The organism is Paenibacillus diazotrophicus (assembly GCF_042610465.1).
In genome coordinates, this window is record NZ_JBGJZN010000001.1 from 1,413,071 (window position 1) to 1,432,131 (window position 19,061).

The following is a 19,061-nucleotide window of genomic DNA, read 5'->3' on the forward strand; positions in this document are numbered from 1 at the left end:
ATTATATTTAAAGATCTAACTTTTCTTTGCTGATCTGAAGCATCTGAGGGAGAGTGACAAAAGTATACCCCCGCTTGTGCATGATGTTAATGACTTCGGGGAGAGCCTGAATCGTTCCCTGTAAATTGCTGCCACGACCCCCGCCGCCATGCTGCAGTACGATAGCTCCCTTACCCGCATGGGTGATGATATTGTTCCGTACCTGTGTTTTCGAAAGTCCCTTCCAGTCCAGAGAGTCTACATTCCAGTTCACAAGCTTGTATCCGTGGGCTTTGGCCCATTTCAGCTGCTGTTCACTGATGTCTCCATAAGGTGGACGAATTAGCCGCGGCTTATAGCCCGCAAGCGTATTGATAATATTTTCCGTGCGGATAATCTGTGTGCGAAATGCGTTTATACTGATTTTGCCAAACTCTGGATGGTTATAGGAATGATTGCCGACGGCATGGCCTTCCCTGATCATCCGAGCTACAAGTTCAGGGTGCTTCTCAGCCCGGCTGCCTACGATAAAAAAAGTGGCGTGGACATGATATCTTCGCAGCATGTCAAGCACTTGGGGTGTAAAGCGCGGGTCAGGCACATCATCGAATGTAAGTGCGATCTGTTTACGCCGCGGACCTTGGGTTTTAATAGTCTCAGGGTATTTGCGGAGCAGTTGGCTGAGGGTAAGTGTTTTCCCCCGTTTTTGTAACTGTGACGATGTACGCGAAGAGCCTGCGGGGATTGCTAGATCTTCCTTCGGCTCTGCTACTGCTCTCTGACCGCTATCCGGTTGCTGTAACAAGCGGGGATCCTCGGAAAAGGCTGCTGTAGGCCCTCCGGAGGAAACGGGGCTGAGCAGGCTGAAGCAGACAATGACTGACAGGAGCAGCTTCCGGCTCATGTGCAGGCTTTTCATCAGGGCATGCCTCCTTTTGTAGATACTGGAACTACATAGAATACTCAGAGAATAATTCTGCTTGTCTTGTTATCCCCTTCCATAGACTGAATTATGCTGGGTTTACATGCTTGTGATTATGATTTATCGGTGTGGAAAATACGTGTATACTGAATTGGACGGGAGAACAACCCGACTATTGAATTCGTGAACAACAGAAAGGAAGGAATAGAAATGCCGGAATTATTTGCTCCTTACGAGCTAAAGGCTTTGTACTTGAAGAATCGAATCGTAATGCCTCCAATGTGCCAATATGCTGTAGTCAAGCAGGATGGAATCCCAAATGAATGGCATTTCGTTCACTATGTGAGCCGCGCTATCGGGGGGACCGGATTCATTATTGTGGAAATGACGGGGATCCATCCGGATGGAAGGATTACGAATCAAGATACAGGAATTTGGAGTGATGATCATATTGATGCTTACCGGAGGCTAACTGAGGCAGTACATGCTCAAGGTGCCAAAATAGCCGTTCAGTTAGGCCATGCAGGCCGCAAAGCGGTGGATGCCGAGCCTCCTGTGGCTCCTTCAGCCATCCCGTTTGATTCCAACTCCAAAACGCCACAGGCGCTCTCTAAAGAAGGAATCGCTGAATTGATAGCAGCCTACCGTGAAGGGGCAAGGCGGGCGGTGGAAGCCGGATTTGATACGGTTGAGCTACATGGAGCTCATGGTTACCTGATTCACCAGTTTCACTCTCCGCTTTCTAATACCAGAGATGATGAATACGGTGCAGACCCCATGCTGTTCGGAGAACAAGTGACCCGTGCAGTTCGGGAGGTACTTCCTGCTGAAATGCCGCTCCTTATGCGAGTATCTGCCAAGGAATACGTAGATGGCGGTTATGACGAAGCCTACGCTCTTGAATTCTGCCGGCGCTATAAGGCAGCTGGAGTGGATATGTTCCATGTTTCATCTGGCGGTGAAGGGCCAATCGGTTCGAATGGTGGCCCTAATGCCGGACCGGCTTACCAGGTTGATCTGGCTGAGTACATCCGCAGTGAACTCCAGATTCCTGTGATTGCGGTAGGACGCCTCGAATCCTATGAAGAAGCGCAGTCCATAGTTTCTGAAGAAAAGGCGGAACTTGTTGCAATAGGCAGAGGAATGTTAAGTGACCCGTATTGGGCGCTGCACGCAGAGGAAGCCCTTGGCGGTGTGGATAAGGCTAATGTGCCTAAGCCATATGAACGCGGGATTTGGAAACGGAAATAGACACCGGCGAATGTGAACTATATCACAGATTTTAAGTTCCTTCTAAGGCATGGTTAATAAGATTAAATTTGAAGGAGCTTGATAACTTGGCGACTGTGATTAGTAACGAACGACTGACGGATGGCGTGTATCACCTTCGGGTGGGAGGGGATCTCGGGGGGACAATGGGGCAATTCTACATGTTGCGGGCATGGGGAGCCTATCCTTTGCTGTCCAGACCGCTAAGCATACATCAAGTGAACGACGATGGTGTGGATTTTCTGTATCATGTATTGGGTGAGGGGACGAAGATACTGGCTGGACTGAACCCTGGAGATCCTATTGAACTCGAAGGGCCTTTTGGTACCGGATTTCCGTCAGTTGAAGGAAAGGTTGCATTAGTAGGCGGTGGCATTGGGATAGCACCTCTTTTATACTGTGCACAGGAGCTTCCTGGCAGCGATATTTATCTGGGCTTTAGCCGTGAGGCATTCCGGACGGAGGCATTTCGTCCACTGGCTGCCGAGTTGACAGTCAATGTGGGAGGCCTGGTGCTCGACAGCGTCGATTTTACCAGCTATGACCATATATTTGTCTGTGGGCCGCATCCGATGCTCAAAGCTGCGCAACTGAAAGGCATAGCCGCTGAAACGGCAGGCCGGAGACCTAATGTTTACTTATCCCTTGAGAACCGTATGGCTTGTGGAATCGGGGCCTGCCTCGTATGCAGCGTTTCCTGCCGTGATGGTCAGCGCAAGGCTTGTGCGGACGGACCGGTATTTCTCGCGGAAGAGGTGATCTTCCATGATTAATCTGACTGCCAATATCGCAGGTGTCCACTTTAAGAACCCGATCATTATGGCTTCCGGGACTTTCGGTTTCGGCCGAGAATACGGCAAGCTCTATGATGTATCGCTCCTCGGGGGGATCTCCGGCAAGGGACTTACACTACACGCCAAGGCGGGTAATCCCGGTGTGCGTGTGTTTGAGACCGCCTCGGGTATGCTGAACAGCGTCGGACTCGAGAATCCAGGCGTTGAAGCGTTTCTCACCAAAGAGCTTCCTTATTGGGAGACGCTCGAAACTGCTCGTTTGGTGAACCTGGGAGGCAACACACTGCATGACTATGTGCTGGGTGCGGAACTGATTCAGCGTGATGCAGATGTACGCAGCGCAGCCGGCAAACCAGCGGTGGATATGATTGAGCTGAATATTTCCTGCCCTAACGTTAAGGAAGGCGGCATTGCTTTTGGTGTTAAGACACCTGCTGCACAGGAGGTAGTCCGTGCCGTCAGAGCTGCAACCAAGCTCCCGCTTGCTGTGAAATTGTCCCCGAACGCTGAGGATATCGCAGGAATGGCTGAAATGTGCCAGGAAGAAGGCGCAGATGCCATTTCACTAATTAATACGATCTCTGGAATGAAGATTGATGTCCGCCGCCGCCGTAGCGTATTCAATAATTTGTATGCCGGATTATCCGGTCCTGCCATCAAACCAGTCGCACTGAGAATGGTGCACCAGGTAGCGAAGAGGGTATCCATTCCGGTGATCGGTATGGGCGGAATTACCTCGGCAACAGACATTATCGAATTCATTATGGCCGGGGCAACGGTTATTCAGGTCGGAACGTATAACTTCATGAATTTGCGCGCAGGCAGCACGCTTGTCGAAGAATTGCAGCAGTTTATGATGGAGGAAAACATTTCGTCACTGGATGAAATCCGCGGTATTATATAGATGATTTCATGTTTAAAGGGCAAAGTCTTCTCTTTCTGAGATATCCTCGAGTACAATGGTTAATATAATTGGAAAGGGGAGAAATTCATGTCTTCTCCAGAGCTGTACCCAGGTGATATTGAACTGTCTGCTACTGAGGTTGGCCGTGATTTGCTGCTGCTGATTACCGGTGGTATCCGTCACATCGGCGCAGCCAGTACCGCCTATGTAGAGGAAGGGGATATTAAGGTAACCACTTCAGCAGTTCCTCATCACAAAGAACACACGATCAGTGAGTTGATTGCAATGCGGGTTGCGGCTGCTCTTAATCGGACGGTTACTGTAGTTATGGGCATTCACTACGACCATTTGAGCCAGGAGGGCATAGCCCAAGTTGTAGAAATCGTAAATTTCAAAGTGGATCAATATTTATTTGGGCAAAATTTGAAACGATAAGGGCACTTCCTGCGTAAATGATAACAAATGAGCACATCACTTTTATTTTGGAGGAATGAACCATGTCTATATTTAAAAGATTGCGTGATTTAACGATGTCCAATGTGAATGCGATTATCGACAAAGCGGAAGACCCGGTTAAAATGACGGACCAATACATTCGTGACATGACGGAAGATTTGGAAGACGCAGAAAAAGCTGTCGCGGCCCAGATTGCCATTGAGAAAAAATTCAAGCAGCTCTATGAAGAACAGGAAGCGCTCGTGAACAAACGTAATCAACAGGCGCATGCTGCCGCTCAGGCAGGCAATGCAGACCTGGCGCGCCGTGCCCTGGAAGAGAAGAAGGCAGCAGAAGCCAAGCTTGTGGAATATAAGACTAGCTTCGATCAGAACAAGGCGTCTGCGGACAATCTGCGCGGTAAGCTGGAGGAAATGCGTAAACAGCTGACCCAGATGAAGAACAAACGCGAGACCCTGGTTGCACGTTATAATGCAGCCAAGGCGCAGACTGAAATCAACAAAGCCATGAGCGGTTTCAGCTCTGATTCGGCTTCAGCTGGTCTCAAACGCATGGAAGACAAAATGCTGCAGGCAGAAGCCCAGGCAGAAGCCAGCAACGAAATGAGCGCCGGCAACAAATCGCTGGATGATGAATTCGAAAAACTCGGCAAGGATCAGGCCGTTGAAGATGAATTGGCTGCACTGATGAAGCAATACGACAAACAACAATAACATATTGGCATTAGCCCTACTTCTGGGCTGTTGTCCACAGGCGAAGGGGAGACAGTTAGAACGTTTCTCCTTCGCCTTCTCTATGCTGCCTGTATGGGCAGGCAAACTGATCATCGGAGGCTAAACAATGGATTTCCATATTCTGGTGTCCATGGTGGTATGGACGGTGAGCGGCTCGGTGCTGCTATCTGTGCTAATGTACGTGGATTCGCTCTTTACCCGTTACAACGATTTGGAAGAGATTCGTGCAGGCAACTTGGCGGTAACCATGAGATTCGTGCTTAAGCTGCTGGCACAAGGTTATATTCTGTCGTCTTCCATTGCTTCATCGAACAGTTTGGGTGATGCACTTATCGTCTCCATAGTCTCCTTTGTACTATTATTCTTCTTGGAAAAAACAGTACGAATACTCCTGTACCGCTGGGCGAAGCTCGATCTGGACCATGGTACTCTGCTCGGCAAAATAGGCTACGGTGTATTGGCAGGCTCGCTGCATATGACTGGTGCTTTGATAATAGCGGCCTTTATAAAGAGCTGAGGTCTTAGATCGTTCAAGATTATGCGTTTGTACAAAACCTTTAAAAGGAATGATTCGTTTGAGTATCTGGAAACGTATTGGCAATATCTTCTCCAAACCTGAGGCGCCGTCTGTACCCAAGAGTATGTTGAACCTCTCAGCTGGAGATATTTGTGAGGTATCCCTGGTGACCTATGAGGTCACAGGGCGTACGCAAACCAGCGGCCGCAATGCTGTGGTGCTCACCTTGCGGGACGGCAGCCGTATTGCTTATCTGCATATTGAAGAACGCGAGCAGCTGCAGTACGCATTATATCAGCCGATTGACGGGCGGCTGGATGATCCTGCTGAGGTGCCTGCAACCTTGGAGCTGGACGATTACACATTTTATCTGGAAGAGGAATATGAGGGATATGCGGCAGTGACAGGCCAGACTCCTTATATGAACGGCGGGCAGCAGCATGTCTGGCAGTACCAGTCTGATGAATCGCGGCTTCTCCGCGTTGAATGGCAGAATGGACGGTTCATGTTATACGAAGGCGAGAAAGTGATCCCGGCAGATGTTAAGGTCATTCGTGCCTAAAACCAACACCAAGCGTATTGTCTAATCCAGCTTGTCTAAACGTATCCTGACAAGAAGCCTCCGCTTACAGCGGGGGCTTCTGTTTATTGCGAAGAGAGATGAACAAATATCGCTTTACGGGCTGTCGTGTTAAAATAGGTTTGAATTAAAGCGGCTCAGCCCGAGTAATGACAATACGGGACAGAAGAGGATGGTGCATATGAACAACAGAGAAGAAACAGCGCATTCTAAATTTCATCGTAAAGCCCTTCAGGTGAAGGATGCACAGTCACGGATTATTGAATATGCGAAGGTGCTTGATATGGAAGAGGTGCCTTTACATCAAAGTCCAGGACGTTATCTGGCTGAATCTGTCAATGCGCCGCATCCGTTTCCGGCTTTTAACCGTTCGGGAATGGACGGGTATGCGCTTATCGCAGCCGATACGGAGGAGATAGAGGAAGGAAATCTGGTCTGGCTGGACATCGTGGATAACATTCCTTGCGGTGCAGTGCCTGCTGTCGATATACGGCGGGGGACGGCTGCCCGGATTATGACAGGAGCACAAGTGCCGAATGGTGCAGATACGGTTGTGATGATTGAAGCTACAGAGAGCAGGGAAGTTGGTGGTCTCCTCCAGGTAGGAATCCGCAAGCCGCAGAAGGCAGGCCGGAATGTTACACCCCGGGGTTTTGAACTCAAGGAAGGGGAGTTAGTACTTCCAGCCGGACGGGTGATCACTGCTGGAGATATCGCGGTTTTGGCCGCTTTTGGAATCCCTTTTGTGAAGGTGATCCGTAGACCCAAGGTAGGCATATTTGCAACCGGAACCGAACTTCTGGAAGTACATGAACCGCTCGTGGCAGGCAAAATACGGAACAGTAATTCGTCTATGCTGGAAGCACTGGTGCGGGAGAGCGGCGGAGAACCGGTAATGCTTGGTGCGATAGTAGATGATATTGAACTGGCACGAAGCAAGGTGCAGATGGCACTCGAGAATTACGATCTAGTGATTACCACGGGCGGGGTATCCGTTGGAGACTATGACATCATGGGGGATCTAGTCCGCGAGAACAGTGGAGATATGCTGTTCAACAAGGTGACCATGCGTCCAGGAAGTGTGACAACAGCTGCCGTACGTGGAGGAACACTTTTGCTGGCATTGTCCGGTAATCCCGGAGCCTGTTTTGTTGGATTTCATTTGTTCGCCCGGCCAGTGATCATACAAATGCAGGGAGCAATTCAGCCATTCCTGCCGGAATGGACAGCAGTACTTGGAGCGGAATATTCCAAAGTAAATAACTACACCCGGTTTGTCCGATCCCGGCTGGAGATCCATGAGGGCCGGCTGTATGCCTATCCGGCTAACATTGATGAATCGTCTGTGATGGTAACTATCAAGGACAGTGACTGTCTAATTGTGATTCCGCCGGAAGAACGGGGGCTGACTGCCGGAGACTCGGTGAAATTGCTTAAGCTGCCCGGGGAAATTCGGGGTTGAGAAGGCAGGGCCGGATCATTAAAAGTGGGAGGCAACTGAATGAGGCGTCGTAGACGGCAACCGCTAAAGAGCTTAAAGAATGTAAGCAGCGGGCCAGCAGTGTTCCAGATCGTAGGCTACAAAAATAGCGGAAAAACTTCCCTGATCTGTGACTTGATCCCGCTCTTGCAGCAGAGAGGTTGTAGTGTGGCGGTCATCAAGCATGACGGGCATGACTTTAATATGGATCATGAAGGAACGGATACCTGGAAGCATCGGCAGGCCGGGGCTTCAGCGGTTGCTATCACAAGCAAGGGAAGGACTTCGGTCATTCGGGAACGGGGAAGCAGTCTGGCTGAACTAATCGATACTTTTGTAGAATACGATTTTGTGCTGGTGGAGGGATTCAAGCAGGAGCGATATCCCAAAATCGTATTGATTCATAGAGAAGAGGATATATTTCTGCTAGACGGGACGAGCCATATTATGGCGATGGCGGTTTGGGAATCTATTCAAGATCATCCATCTCTGCTGCTTCACAATCCGGATATTCAGCGATTCGACATTAACAACCGTACAGGATTAGCCCAGTTTTTGTGGCAACAACGAGATTATTTTCAAAATTTCAACATATGAAAAATTCACAATAGAAAACACAAAGTGCAACAACTACCACACTTGTTACATCCCCAAAACCCGTCACAAAGAACAGCGGCCAGTCCCTTCAGTTGAAGGAGTACATGGCCGCTGTTTTGTTGTCAGGAACTGCTTGAACTGAAGTACAATGATCTGGTAGCCAGCTACAATGAAGACCAATGCTCAGGACGCACAAGTGCGTCAGGAAGTTTAGTTGAAGCATCACCCTTCGCAGCATTAAGCTGAGACTGGGTCAGAAAGAGGGTACCTGTTAGATCAGCACCACACAGGTTCGCGTCGCGAAAGTCGGCGCCTATCAAATCGGCTCCTCTAAGATCTGCCCCGCTAAGATCAGCTGCAATCAGATAAGCACCACGAAGGCTGACACAGCGCAGATCGGTTTTTTTGAGCTTGGCTCCAATCAGGTCGGCGCCCCGACCGTAGTTTTTGGGCCGTTTGGGGACACTCATTAGTTGACGTCTTGCCGCATCGCGTGCGAGCTCGCTTGTCCGCAGCAGAAGCTCGTTAATCTCTGCACGGTGAGCATTCACGTCTACTTGCAGCAGTGCTTCTGCAGGCAACAGAGTCAACTGTTCAGTCTGCTCAAGTGCAGCATGAAGCTGGCTGTGGATCGGCTGGGCGGCCGGAAGCTCAATCGCTTGGGCTAAATAATACATCAGCTCATGAAGATGACGCATGACGGGGAAGACTTCGAACATTTGAGCTGCTGATTCCGGAGCCGCCCGCCAGTCCCGGCTGGCAAAGGTGAGATGGGAAACCTTTGGACCAGCACCAAAGCACTCATATACCGTACACCCTTTGAATCCGTTAGCTCTCAAAGCGGTATGAATCCCGCAGCGAAAGTCATTCCGAAGATTGGGACAAGGCTGCCCCGCATTTTTGTCAATAGCAAAGTCTGAAGATGCAGAAAAGGGCAGGGCGGCACAGCAAAGACCAAAGCAATTTTCGCAGTTGGACTGTAAATCAATATGGCTTTGATTAGGTGCAGCAGATAATGATTCCTGTTGGTGAAACATTTGAGACAATGAAATGAACTCCCTTCATGAATAGGTATTCAGCTCTCCAGACGCCGCTCAATCGCTTGAGACATCGTTTTGTCTGTAAGATGGGCATAGACTTCGGTTGTTTCCGTTGAGGCATGCCCAAGCTGTTCCTTTGTTTTGTAAATATCATTTTGCAGATAATAGTCTGTGGCAAAGGAGTGACGCAGCTTATGCACAGTCAGATATGGCTTGCCGAACCGTTTGGCGTATTTGATGATCATCTCCTGGATTGCCCGTTTGGTCATCCGTTTTCCTTCATGACTTCCGTTCGGCAAAGCAATGAATAATGCCTTCTCTTTCTTGGGGGTTTTATAACGGGACTGGCGCAGGGTAAGATAGAGTGATAGTTCATCCTTGGCCTGTTCCCGGAAGTAGACCGGTGTCTTAAATGTCTCGTCATTATGGCCCTTGCGGTAGACATACAGCAGCTTATTATTCACATCCAGATCATCCACATTTAGGTTAACTACTTCCGAAACACGAAGGCCCGAGTTAAGAATGAGGCTGGCAATGCAGGCATCACGCTCACGGTTGAGCTGGAACGAATAATAGGCTTGTTTATTGGCTTCAACATCACGGCCGTACCCTTCATATATGTACCCTACGAATTCCAGCAGTTCTTCGTCCTCTAGAATTTTGCCTTTCAGCTTGGCGGCGGTATCTTTCGGTTTATGAATACGCTTGATTTCTACCTTGGCCATTACATTACGTTTGAGCAAAGGATAGAAATTTTCGTCCTCGGCAATCTGGCTTAAATAATGGAAAAGAGAACGAAGGGCAGACAGCTTGCGGGAGACCGTAACTTTGGAATTGGTTCCCTCTGCACGCGTAGTAAGATGCAGCCGGTAACCGACAACACTGTCCATATGCAACGTCTCCAGATCCAGCAGAGTGATCTCTGACAGGCTGGCAGCCTGCGTTAGGCCTTCTGCACGAAGCCAGCCAAAGAACGATTCATAATCACGGATATACTCCAGCAGGGTAGAGGGGGAGAGGTCTGGACGTTTGTAATCAATGAATTGCTGCACAAACCAGGGCATGTGGAGCACTTTTTGGTCAAGATGTGTTCGGTCAGTGTTTTTTTGAATGCTCAAAGCCTGTTCACCTGCCTTAAGGTTGCTATTATTCAGCGGATATGTCTTTTTGGTTTCTTCCTATTTTATCATGTTTCGCAGCATTTGGCCGGATTTCACATCTGGGGATACAGGGTTCGCCTTGCTCCAGTTGTAACAAAGTTATAGAATGTGTAATAAAAGTGAATCTCAGAGGTGACATCATGGAACTTGGAATCGAACTGGTTCCCAAAGAGCAGCGCCACACGATCAGCAGTCTGATGCAGTATTATCTATATGACTTTACCCGTTATCTGGAGCTTGATGTAGACCGTGATGGGACTTTCCCATCCTATCCCGGACTTGAGGCTTACTGGAATAGCGGAAATAATAAATTCGCCTATTTATTCACGGTGGACGATAAAATTGCCGGATTTGCGCTCGTGGACAGGCTTCTCCGCAGTTCGGAGGGACAATTTTACATGACAGAGTTTTTTGTAATGCAAAGGTACCGCCGCAGCGGGGTAGGTACTTGGGCAGCACATAGGTTATTCGATATGTTCCCCGGCGACTGGAAGGTATCACAGATTCGCGCCAATACACCCGCCCGCAATTTCTGGCACCGGGTCATTGGTTCGTATACAGGCGGTGAATTCAAAGAACGCTTCAATCCGAAGCAGGGGAACCCTAGTCAATATTTCAGCACATTAAGTATTAATCGGGTTAATAAATAATTTAGAGCAGGAACAAACCTGAAGTGACCAGATTAAGGTTAGGGCTTTTCAGGTTTTGTTTCGTCTATCCCATTTGGAGATACAGGAGTAACCCATACTTTATACACTAGGCCTTCGTTGGTATAGTCATAATTGGTGTACACCAGAAATTGAGGGTCTGAAATGGTATTCCGCCAAATTTTTTCATACACAAGAACATGGGCCAGCATCCAATTTGTTGTTATATAACCATGGTAAAGATATCCGATCTCGTTGTAAGGACCACTCATTATCCATTCATGGGCTTCATGATAGCTGTGGACATTCATAGTGTCTGTGTACCAGACTATATTTGAGGGTACTTTCCTATGACGTGAGTGGGGGAGACTGGATATATTGGGAAGCGGCTTGCTTATAAATTCCACATAAGATTCATCCGCATTGTCGTCATCCTTCAAGAGGGACCCTCCTTACCGTTATTTTCCTTATTGTAGCAAAAAAGCCGTCTTAAAGTTAGGGGAATCGCGGAATTCAGATTGATTAGATCACAAAGTTAACATAACTAAAAATACGTTAACAATAAGAGGACTGTGATCACCAAAGCAGGCACGATACTTTTCGGTATCTATTATCCTTATTTCAACATATGAAAAATTCACAATAGAAAATCAAAACCACCACTCTTCCCACCAAACAATTCATGAATAACACAACTACGACGTTCCCGTGATCCTAAAACACAGAAAAAGGGTAGGGGCTTGGCTTCCATGCTGCTTCTCTAACTTCACAACAATCTACGGGTAATCTCAAAAGCCATTTCCACTGCTTGTACAGCTTGCTTCAAAGAAATCCTGGACGCTGATCCGTCATGAAAGCTTTGAAGTGCGTAGCGCAGACTTTTCTCATAGGGATTGGCTTGTTCTAGTACAATCTTTTGTTTACCATTAACCCCATATTCATAAAGTTTGGCATCTACTTGGCCATCTGGATGATCAATTTCATGAAACTCAAGCTTGGCCTGTTCAAAATAGGCTGCATAGCCCACAGTGAACGGATAAGAACCAGGCATCTGTGAGGAGACCATGATCTCAGCAGATACCTCTGGTGTATCAAAAACCGCATGAACCAGTGCCTGCCCGTCTTGTCCACTGTCGCTACCCCAAACTGAGGTGAGACGAGGGTTATTCAAGAGCCAGCTTACCATATCCAACTCGTGAATCATTAGATGGGTAGCAATTTTACCAAGGCCAAGGTCGCCCCATAACGGCGCGGTTTCTCTTTTTAAGGATACATGAAGCAGCTTTCCATATTTCTCGCTCTGTTTTGCCTCGAACAAATAGGAATAGGCAGGATCAAATTTGATAAATTGATTGACCATAATGCGTTTACCATAGACTTTCTCTGCTTTCTGCATAGCTCCAGCATCTTCAGTGCTCAGACAAACCGGAGTTTCACAAAACACATGTTTTCCAGCCTTTAGCCCCTGGATCGCATATTTGCTGTGTAAGTCAGAAGGAAGACAAATATCAATCACATCCAGCGTGGCATCCGATAGTATTTTATCGATGGAGGTTGTTATCTCAACCCCTAGCTCTTGCTTCAGTTGGTTAAGCTTGCTTTCATTCCGGCCAAAGATAACCACCCGGTTGACGCCCTCCATTTTTGCTAGAAGACTTGCATGATAAGCTCCAAAACCTGTGCCCAGTATGCCAATATTCATTTACAGCAGCTCCTCTCTCTGATACATTCAGCATACTCCTATATTGTTGACAACAGAGTGGCGAGAATGGTGTGACAACGGCAAATATTGTACTTTATTAACGTGTTAGGAGGCTGGACATGAGGCTGCATCGCTTGATTGCAATCCTTTTACTGATGGAATCCAGGGGTAAAATGAAGGCGAAGGAGTTATCAGAAGCGCTTGAAACCTCCGTTCGCTCGATATACAGGGACATTGATATCTTGGCAGAATCGGGAATCCCCATAATTACAACCCCCGGGCCGGGTGGCGGGATTTCTCTGATGGAAGGTTATACCGTTAATCTTCAGAAGCTGCACGGGGAAGAGGTGATTAACCTCTATTTGACGGGAAGGGGAATTCCTTTTGACGCATTGACTGTATCCGGACTGAAGCTTAAGAATGCCTTGCTGAAGCTGGAAAATACGTTGCCTGATGCCTATCAGGAGGATATTTCTAAAGCCAAGAACCGGTTTTATTACGATAACACTCCATGGTGGCAAGAACGGGCTGAGATTCCATGTCTGGAACAACTTCGATCTGCGGTCTGGAAATGCAGCAGTATTCAGATTCAATACCGTAAGGTAAATGGGCATTTGACCTGCCGTAATGTACAGCCCTATGGACTGATTGTGAAGCAAGGAGAGTGGTACTTGGCTGCTTACTGCGAGTCGGCGGGTGCAATTCGTACATTCAAGTGCGAGCGGATCACTACAGTTGAAGACATTGGAGGTAAATACACGATTCCTGCTGATTTCATACTGGAGGACTACTGGCTGAGCAAGAAAGAGGCGTTCAAGCAAAACTGCAAGCAAGAGGAGTACTATCCTGTAGTTGTGAGAACCAGGAAGGGACAGCAGCAGCGGATGAACGAGTTTGAAATTGTCGACACAAAGGAAATAGATGAACATATGGACTTCACCCTGAATCTGTACAGTTATGAATCTGCATGCAGACAGGTGATGAAGCTGCTGAATGAAGCAGAAATTATGAATCCCCCGGTAATCAGAAAATATATTAAGGAGCAGCTAGAGTTATTACAGACGGTTTATATCTAAAAACTGAAAGACAATCAAAATTAGTTACATAATATTAGTTATGTTAACAATATGTTTATTTATTTACTTCCAGCCAATCAGAGTTGGAAACTTATAGAGAATTTATTTTTCATAAACCAAGGGCAGTCTAGGACTTTGTTATCTAGTTCTAGGCTGCCCTTTTTAGTATTGGAGCGGGTCTGTTACTTGTTATTGCGGAAAGGCGTCTGGTGGAATTAAGCGCTTTGCGAGCTGATTTCGGCATTCTTGCGCTCTCTTGCATTCAATCTTTTGTGTGCGGTAATGAGGAAGGGGAGCCCCAGTGCTGTGCTTAAGGCCAGTGGAACAAATACTGCAGGGCCATTCGTGGCACCAAATTGGTCAAGCAGAAGACCACCCAGGATAGGGGCCATTACGTTTCCCAGATTATTGAAGCCAATTGTACCGAAATAGGTGCCTTTCCATTCAGGTTTGGCAATCCGGTCGATCAGCATATCCATCATGGTAAAGAGTAGAACCTCGCCAATCGTGAACAATACCACGCTGAACATTAAGAGCGCTACTCCGCTGGCAAACCCGAACAGGAGCATGCTCAGCGCTACACACAGATTCCCCAGAATTAAAGGAATAAGCGGCGGGAATTTACTGGTTGTACGGACGATCGGGTATTGAACTACCAATACGGTGATTGCGTTAAGCGACAGCATGTAAGAAAAGATCTTGCTGCCGTTCGAGAAATGAGTATCAACCGCCAGATACTGGGCCAGCGTGGAACTGAAATGCCCATACCCCAGTACACAAAAAATGGTTCCCACTAGCACCGGCAGGAATACCCGATCCCGGGTGGTGACGGACAGCGCTTCACGCAGCTGTGGAGCGCGTGCTTCTGAACGGACGGGCAGACTGGCCCGATGGACCGAGAATTGCATAAACAGTACAATCCCGTAAGCAACATAGACAATTCCTGCTATCACAAAAGGGAAGGTTGACTTGGCAGACCCCAGCTGCAAACCGATAATCGGGCCGAATACAACGCCCAGATTGATCGCTGCATACCGAAGATTGAATACCAACAGTTTTTGATCCGGAGCTGTGATATCCGAGAGCAGCGCACGAGAGGTTGGTTCAAATACGGCACGGCACAGACCATTCAGCGTATTCACCAGGAAGAAAACCCAGATAACCTGAGCGGATGAGAAACCAAAAAAGACAAAGGCCCAGCCGAATACTGAGACTAACATGACGATTTTGCGCCCAAAGATATCCGATATGTAGCCGCCATAGAAGCTGATCAACACACCGGCTAAAGAGCTGACAGCCACCGTTATACCGGTCTGCGAATGCGATGCACCGAGAACCTGGGTTAAGTAGATCGATAAGAATGGGATACTCATCGAGGTCACGAGGCGCCCGAACATCGTGCCGATAATAATAGTCCATGCCAGAGGATGGATGTGGCGCAAATGTTGTTTCATGTGAACGTGGATCTCCTATTCTAATTGCGGAATTTGATCAAGCCACAAATGACGTTGACTATAATCTTATGTATAATTGTATAGATAAAAGGGGGAAATAAAAGTGTAAGCTTTACACCCTCTCTTTCACCTTTAAAGGAGAAATTATTATGGACAGCAACGTTGTACATTTCCTGCGGCTGGCCTCAACCTTGAATACACCCTTCAAACTTCAAGAACCCATACCAGTAACAATAGAACTGCTTGCTTCAGAACTGTGCTGTACTGAACGCAATGTGAAATTCATCCTGCGCAAGCTGGAAGAGAAGGGGTATATTCAGTGGCAGCCAGGAAGGGGGCGGGGGCATAAGTCCGGACTGGCTTTTATACGAAGTGTGGAAGAGATATTGGAGGAGCACCTTCAGGAGCTGATTGGGAAGGGTAAAATCAAACAGGGTATTGAGCTGATTGGTCAACCCGAGGTTCACGGTGCTCTTCAGGAGCGACTGCTATCGTTATTAAATAAGCAAATGGGCTACCGCAGCGAGGCGGAATCCATCACAGGGCTTGATATTCTGCGCATTACCCGTAACCGGCGCATGGAAAAGCTGGAACCGGCTTCGGTCAATAAAGCCTTCGAATCGTATCTGATCGAACAGATCTGCAGTACGCTCGTAACCTATGATGCGAAGACAAACAGCTTCTTACCTGGACTTGCCCATATGTGGGAGAGCAACCGGGAGCATACCAGCTATATTTTTTATCTGCGTAAAGGTGTGCGTTTTCACCATGGAAGACTCCTGACCTCTAGAGATGTGAAAGAAACGCTGCAGCGGCTGACAGATCTGCAAAGTCCGGTTTTGTGGCATTACCGAGATATTGAAAAGATAGAGCTTCAAGGGGATCACCGTATTCGCATCGATCTGGCAAGGCCTAATCTGTTCTTTCTTCATCTGTTCAGCTGTGTGCATATGTCTATTCTTCCTTATGATGTGGATTTCACGCTTGAACCGGTAGGAACTGGACCTTACCGACTGCTGGATTACAATGAAAATGTGCTGGTTCTGGCAGCTTTTGATGATTATTATGCCATTCGTCCACTACTAGACCGGGTTGAAATCTGGTATGTACCGAATCTAGGCTATAGTGACCGTTCGTATCAATTACCGGATGCAGAGCTGGATGAGGTGGAGCCGGAGGGATGTGCCAAGCACAGTATTGATTATCCGGCTCTGGGCTGCAGATATATTATGATGAACTTTCGTAAGGAAGGAAGACAGCATCACCCATTATTTCGACAGGTGTTGAAGATGCTGTACCACCCGGAAGCGCTGATAAGTGAATTGGGAGAATACCGCATCACACCAGCAGATAGCTTTCTGCCCTGGAGAAGCCGCCTTAAAGTTTGGAATGAGCCTAGCCTTGAGGAAGCGGAGGAACTGTTGCGCTCCAGCGGTTACGAGGGAGAAGAGATCGCACTTGCCTTTGCAAGTAGAAGAACAGAAGAGTGTGAAGAAGCAGAATGGCTGCAGCAACGCGGGGCAAGAATCGGCATGAACATACGGCTGGCTCCTTATACGGATTTTAAGATAGAAGAGATTCAGCAACAGGCAGACCTGCTATTGTCAGAGGAGGTATTGGAAGACGACTGGCAATGGGGGATGATGAACTATTTCGTTAATCCGTCCAATCACTTTACATCCATGCTTATGCCACAGCAGCTAGAGGAGATTGCCGAGCAGCTAAAAGGATTTGCCGGAATGCCGGATGAAGGCAGAAGTCTTCTGCTGGAACGAACAGAGGGATTTATTCGTGAGAATTGCTGGATACTATACGGTTGCCATGTGAACAAAAGAGCACAGCTTAATCAGAACCTCTTTGGGCTGCATACCGGATCCTTTGGTTTTCTTGACATCTCCAGGTTATGGATCAAAACAGGGTTTGCAGACAGAGTGGAAGGAGCTGGCTTGCCAGCTACCGCTAATCTGTCCACAACCGGGAATAGGCAGAATCCAGATGCTTGACGGTTAGATGCATGAAGCGATGTTTATCTATGTGTCAGTATTCGATGGGACCCAATGCGGATGAAGCTAAGAGTGATAGAACCAGGCTTCAAAGGGTTAAATACTTACATGGACCCACTGCAATGGCTAATCGGAGCCTCTTTTGACGGGGCCGCCACGATACAGACAGTATAGAACCGAAGGAGGCATACATCGTTATGGCGGAAACCAGAGAAACACTTGAAAGTCTGATCAAAAAAGGCAATAAATCCTCAGGCTCGGCAGCAATCGGCAATACTTGTATTGCAGTGATCAAGGGCATCGCATTTGCCCTAACCGGCAGCGGTTCGATGTTCGCCACCATGATGCATTCGATCGCGGATGCAGTGAATCAGATGTTTGTATTTACAGGGAGTGTGCTCGCCGAGAAAAAACCAACGCGACGCTTTCCGGATGGCTTCGGCCGTGTAATTAATTTGTTCTGCATGGTGGCAGTGATTGTCGTGACCATTATGGCTTATGAAACTCTACTGGAGGGCTTTCATTTGTTAAAGCATCCTGCGGCCGACACCAAAGGTTATTGGATCAATGTAGTCGTACTGCTTCTCTCTATCGCTGCAGACGGATTTGTCTGGGTGAAGGCGATGAATGAAGTACTGCACGAATCCAGAGTTGAAGCGAAAGGGATGAAGAAGTTCATAGCATCCATCAAAAATGTAAAAAGAGCCGCACCGCCAACCCGTCTCGTGTTTTATGAAGATCTGGTGGCGACAAGCGGCGGAGCACTGGCAATGATTGCCGTTCTGGTGACCGCCTTTACCAACTTCAAAATGCTTGACGGCGTGTCCAGTATTTTGATTGCTTTTATGATGATCGGGGTGGCCTTCCGCGTAGGATATGACAATATGGTTGGACTGATCGGTGTGGCTGCACCTCCAGAGATCGAAGACCGGGTGGCCCGTATCATCTTCGACGATCCGCAAGTCACAGATATTTACCAGATGCGTATTCTGCAGGAGGGACGTTACTATCATGTGGAGGGGTTAATTGAACTGAAGAAGGGAATGACCCTTGCCGATGCAGATGATATCAAATTTAAGGTTAAGGACAAGCTGATGGCCGATCCGCATATTTCAGATGTGACACTTGGAATTCTGGAGGATAACGGAGTCCGCAATTGGGAGCCGCAGCAAGAATTGCAGGATCTCACTTAACTGTGACAACAAAGGGGAGTACCGTACAAAACGGTGCTCCCTTAACTATGAGTGCTATACACAGCCTGCATTAAGCGGGGCTAAGCGGTTAAATCGCCTGCTTACCGTCACACTTTTTGCAGACATCCAGTTTGCTGCCGTCCGCACTTTTACCGATATAGAGCAGTTTAATCCGTGTGCTTCCACAGATTGGACAAGTTCCTCTGCTGCGGGACGGCACCCGCCAGAGTGCTTTGCCGCGTTTATTCTTGGACATCAGGTTTCCCACCTTCACTCGTAATACCCTATCCTATGCCTGTCCTGGCAAGACTAGTACTTTCACATTGACATACCAGTTATTACTCTGTTCCTCCTCGTAGATAAAAATCTCCTCAACGGACAGATTGAAATAATTGACGTCCATTTTGTTGAGGAAGTTGTTGAGCGCACCGCATATTTAAATGGTTAGTCATTTTGGTCAAAGAGCAGCTCTTATTGGTCTTAAAAAACAGCGTATAACATAAATTATACGCTGTTTTGGATGAGATCGATTATAAATGGGAAATAAGGCACTT

20 protein-coding genes are annotated in these 19,061 nt (G+C 47.7%); 13 read left to right on the forward strand and 7 right to left on the reverse strand.

The window, feature by feature from the left end; translation table 11 throughout:
* Positions 1-7: 7 nt before the first annotated feature.
* Positions 8-898 (reverse strand): polysaccharide deacetylase family protein, encoded by an 891-nt coding sequence (locus tag ACAN54_RS06410; protein ID WP_379151976.1) that lies wholly within the window; start codon positions 896-898, stop codon positions 8-10.
* A gap of 213 nt (positions 899-1,111) precedes the next feature.
* Here ACAN54_RS06410 and ACAN54_RS06415 point away from each other — a divergent pair, with 213 nt between their 5' ends.
* The 9 genes from ACAN54_RS06415 to mobB all read left to right on the forward strand — a co-directional run bounded on the left by ACAN54_RS06415 (position 1,112) and on the right by mobB (position 8,232).
* Positions 1,112-2,152 carry an NADH:flavin oxidoreductase/NADH oxidase gene (locus ACAN54_RS06415; RefSeq protein WP_379151979.1) on the forward strand — a complete coding sequence of 347 codons (1,041 nt, stop codon included), beginning with the start codon at positions 1,112-1,114 and terminating at the stop codon, positions 2,150-2,152.
* Between the two features lie 86 nt (positions 2,153-2,238).
* Positions 2,239-2,943: a dihydroorotate dehydrogenase electron transfer subunit gene (locus ACAN54_RS06420; protein WP_379151982.1), complete on the forward strand. Its 705-nt coding sequence runs from the start codon at positions 2,239-2,241 to the stop codon at positions 2,941-2,943.
* The gene (locus ACAN54_RS06425; RefSeq protein WP_379151985.1) at positions 2,936-3,868 is read left to right on the forward strand and encodes a dihydroorotate dehydrogenase; all 933 of its coding nucleotides are present in this window, start codon (positions 2,936-2,938) and stop codon (positions 3,866-3,868) included. The genes ACAN54_RS06420 and ACAN54_RS06425 overlap by 8 nt, the downstream gene beginning before the upstream one ends.
* A gap of 87 nt (positions 3,869-3,955) precedes the next feature.
* Positions 3,956-4,303, forward strand: a complete 348-nt coding sequence (gene lpdD, locus ACAN54_RS06430) for a prenylated flavin chaperone LpdD (RefSeq protein WP_379151988.1) — start codon at positions 3,956-3,958, stop codon at positions 4,301-4,303.
* A gap of 62 nt (positions 4,304-4,365) precedes the next feature.
* The gene (locus ACAN54_RS06435; protein ID WP_379151992.1) at positions 4,366-5,037 is read left to right on the forward strand and encodes a PspA/IM30 family protein; all 672 of its coding nucleotides are present in this window, start codon (positions 4,366-4,368) and stop codon (positions 5,035-5,037) included.
* A gap of 127 nt (positions 5,038-5,164) precedes the next feature.
* Entirely contained in the window at positions 5,165-5,575 is a 411-nt protein-coding gene (locus ACAN54_RS06440; protein WP_379151995.1) for a DUF350 domain-containing protein, read from the forward strand.
* Between the two features lie 58 nt (positions 5,576-5,633).
* Positions 5,634-6,137, forward strand: coding sequence for a DUF4178 domain-containing protein (locus tag ACAN54_RS06445; protein ID WP_379151998.1), 504 nt, complete (start codon positions 5,634-5,636; stop codon positions 6,135-6,137).
* A 199-nt stretch (positions 6,138-6,336) separates the two neighbouring features.
* Positions 6,337-7,617 carry a molybdopterin molybdotransferase MoeA gene (locus ACAN54_RS06450; RefSeq protein WP_379152001.1) on the forward strand — a complete coding sequence of 427 codons (1,281 nt, stop codon included), beginning with the start codon at positions 6,337-6,339 and terminating at the stop codon, positions 7,615-7,617.
* 39 nt (positions 7,618-7,656) lie between these two features.
* Positions 7,657-8,232, forward strand: coding sequence for a molybdopterin-guanine dinucleotide biosynthesis protein B (gene mobB, locus ACAN54_RS06455; RefSeq protein WP_379152004.1), 576 nt, complete (start codon positions 7,657-7,659; stop codon positions 8,230-8,232).
* A 164-nt stretch (positions 8,233-8,396) separates the two neighbouring features.
* On the opposite strand, the gene ACAN54_RS06460 is transcribed toward mobB, so the two are convergent.
* Positions 8,397-9,269, reverse strand: coding sequence for a pentapeptide repeat-containing protein (locus ACAN54_RS06460; RefSeq protein ID WP_379154111.1), 873 nt, complete (start codon positions 9,267-9,269; stop codon positions 8,397-8,399).
* Positions 9,270-9,307: 38 nt separating this feature from the next.
* Positions 9,308-10,390, reverse strand: a complete 1,083-nt coding sequence (gene xerS / locus ACAN54_RS06465) for a tyrosine recombinase XerS (RefSeq protein ID WP_379152007.1) — start codon at positions 10,388-10,390, stop codon at positions 9,308-9,310.
* 182 nt (positions 10,391-10,572) lie between these two features.
* On the opposite strand from xerS, the gene ACAN54_RS06470 reads away from it, so the two are divergent.
* Positions 10,573-11,082: a GNAT family N-acetyltransferase gene (locus ACAN54_RS06470; RefSeq protein WP_379152010.1), complete on the forward strand. Its 510-nt coding sequence runs from the start codon at positions 10,573-10,575 to the stop codon at positions 11,080-11,082.
* A gap of 38 nt (positions 11,083-11,120) precedes the next feature.
* On the opposite strand, the gene ACAN54_RS06475 is transcribed toward ACAN54_RS06470, so the two are convergent.
* Together ACAN54_RS06475 and ACAN54_RS06480 are read right to left on the reverse strand one after the other, a co-directional pair.
* Positions 11,121-11,519: a hypothetical protein gene (locus tag ACAN54_RS06475; protein ID WP_379152013.1), complete on the reverse strand. Its 399-nt coding sequence runs from the start codon at positions 11,517-11,519 to the stop codon at positions 11,121-11,123.
* Between the two features lie 326 nt (positions 11,520-11,845).
* Positions 11,846-12,781: a Gfo/Idh/MocA family protein gene (locus ACAN54_RS06480; protein ID WP_379152015.1), complete on the reverse strand. Its 936-nt coding sequence runs from the start codon at positions 12,779-12,781 to the stop codon at positions 11,846-11,848.
* 119 nt (positions 12,782-12,900) lie between these two features.
* Between ACAN54_RS06480 and ACAN54_RS06485 the strand changes: the two genes are divergently transcribed.
* On the forward strand, positions 12,901-13,857 hold the full coding sequence (locus tag ACAN54_RS06485) for a helix-turn-helix transcriptional regulator (protein ID WP_379152018.1): 957 nt from the start codon (positions 12,901-12,903) through the stop codon (positions 13,855-13,857).
* A 215-nt stretch (positions 13,858-14,072) separates the two neighbouring features.
* Here the strand turns inward: ACAN54_RS06485 and ACAN54_RS06490 are convergent, their stop codons facing one another.
* Entirely contained in the window at positions 14,073-15,311 is a 1,239-nt protein-coding gene (locus ACAN54_RS06490) for an MDR family MFS transporter (RefSeq protein ID WP_379152021.1), read from the reverse strand.
* 149 nt (positions 15,312-15,460) lie between these two features.
* Here ACAN54_RS06490 and ACAN54_RS06495 point away from each other — a divergent pair, with 149 nt between their 5' ends.
* A complete protein-coding gene (locus ACAN54_RS06495) occupies positions 15,461-17,314 on the forward strand; it encodes an ABC transporter substrate-binding protein (RefSeq protein WP_379152024.1) in 1,854 nt (617 codons plus the stop codon).
* 197 nt (positions 17,315-17,511) lie between these two features.
* A complete protein-coding gene (locus ACAN54_RS06500; protein WP_379152027.1) occupies positions 17,512-18,507 on the forward strand; it encodes a cation diffusion facilitator family transporter in 996 nt (331 codons plus the stop codon).
* An 88-nt stretch (positions 18,508-18,595) separates the two neighbouring features.
* Here the strand turns inward: ACAN54_RS06500 and ACAN54_RS06505 are convergent, their stop codons facing one another.
* A complete protein-coding gene (locus ACAN54_RS06505) occupies positions 18,596-18,763 on the reverse strand; it encodes a hypothetical protein (protein ID WP_379152030.1) in 168 nt (55 codons plus the stop codon).
* Positions 18,764-19,061: the final 298 nt, after the last annotated feature.

What these genes read in the sequence shown, in the direction of transcription:
- ACAN54_RS06410 (WP_379151976.1), bottom strand. Translation starts at nt 898, where the DNA reads ATGAAAAGCCTGCACATGAGCCGGAAGCTGCTCCTGTCAGTCATTGTC.
- ACAN54_RS06415 (WP_379151979.1), top strand. Translation starts at nt 1,112, where the DNA reads ATGCCGGAATTATTTGCTCCTTACGAGCTAAAGGCTTTGTACTTGAAG.
- ACAN54_RS06425 (WP_379151985.1), top strand. Translation starts at nt 2,936, where the DNA reads ATGATTAATCTGACTGCCAATATCGCAGGTGTCCACTTTAAGAACCCG.
- lpdD (WP_379151988.1), top strand. Translation starts at nt 3,956, where the DNA reads ATGTCTTCTCCAGAGCTGTACCCAGGTGATATTGAACTGTCTGCTACT.
- ACAN54_RS06435 (WP_379151992.1), top strand. Translation starts at nt 4,366, where the DNA reads ATGTCTATATTTAAAAGATTGCGTGATTTAACGATGTCCAATGTGAAT.
- ACAN54_RS06440 (WP_379151995.1), top strand. Translation starts at nt 5,165, where the DNA reads ATGGATTTCCATATTCTGGTGTCCATGGTGGTATGGACGGTGAGCGGC.
- ACAN54_RS06450 (WP_379152001.1), top strand. Translation starts at nt 6,337, where the DNA reads ATGAACAACAGAGAAGAAACAGCGCATTCTAAATTTCATCGTAAAGCC.
- mobB (WP_379152004.1), top strand. Translation starts at nt 7,657, where the DNA reads ATGAGGCGTCGTAGACGGCAACCGCTAAAGAGCTTAAAGAATGTAAGC.
- ACAN54_RS06460 (WP_379154111.1), bottom strand. Translation starts at nt 9,269, where the DNA reads ATGTTTCACCAACAGGAATCATTATCTGCTGCACCTAATCAAAGCCAT.
- ACAN54_RS06470 (WP_379152010.1), top strand. Translation starts at nt 10,573, where the DNA reads ATGGAACTTGGAATCGAACTGGTTCCCAAAGAGCAGCGCCACACGATC.
- ACAN54_RS06480 (WP_379152015.1), bottom strand. Translation starts at nt 12,781, where the DNA reads ATGAATATTGGCATACTGGGCACAGGTTTTGGAGCTTATCATGCAAGT.
- ACAN54_RS06485 (WP_379152018.1), top strand. Translation starts at nt 12,901, where the DNA reads ATGAGGCTGCATCGCTTGATTGCAATCCTTTTACTGATGGAATCCAGG.
- ACAN54_RS06490 (WP_379152021.1), bottom strand. Translation starts at nt 15,311, where the DNA reads ATGAAACAACATTTGCGCCACATCCATCCTCTGGCATGGACTATTATT.
- ACAN54_RS06495 (WP_379152024.1), top strand. Translation starts at nt 15,461, where the DNA reads ATGGACAGCAACGTTGTACATTTCCTGCGGCTGGCCTCAACCTTGAAT.
- ACAN54_RS06500 (WP_379152027.1), top strand. Translation starts at nt 17,512, where the DNA reads ATGGCGGAAACCAGAGAAACACTTGAAAGTCTGATCAAAAAAGGCAAT.
- ACAN54_RS06505 (WP_379152030.1), bottom strand. Translation starts at nt 18,763, where the DNA reads ATGTCCAAGAATAAACGCGGCAAAGCACTCTGGCGGGTGCCGTCCCGC.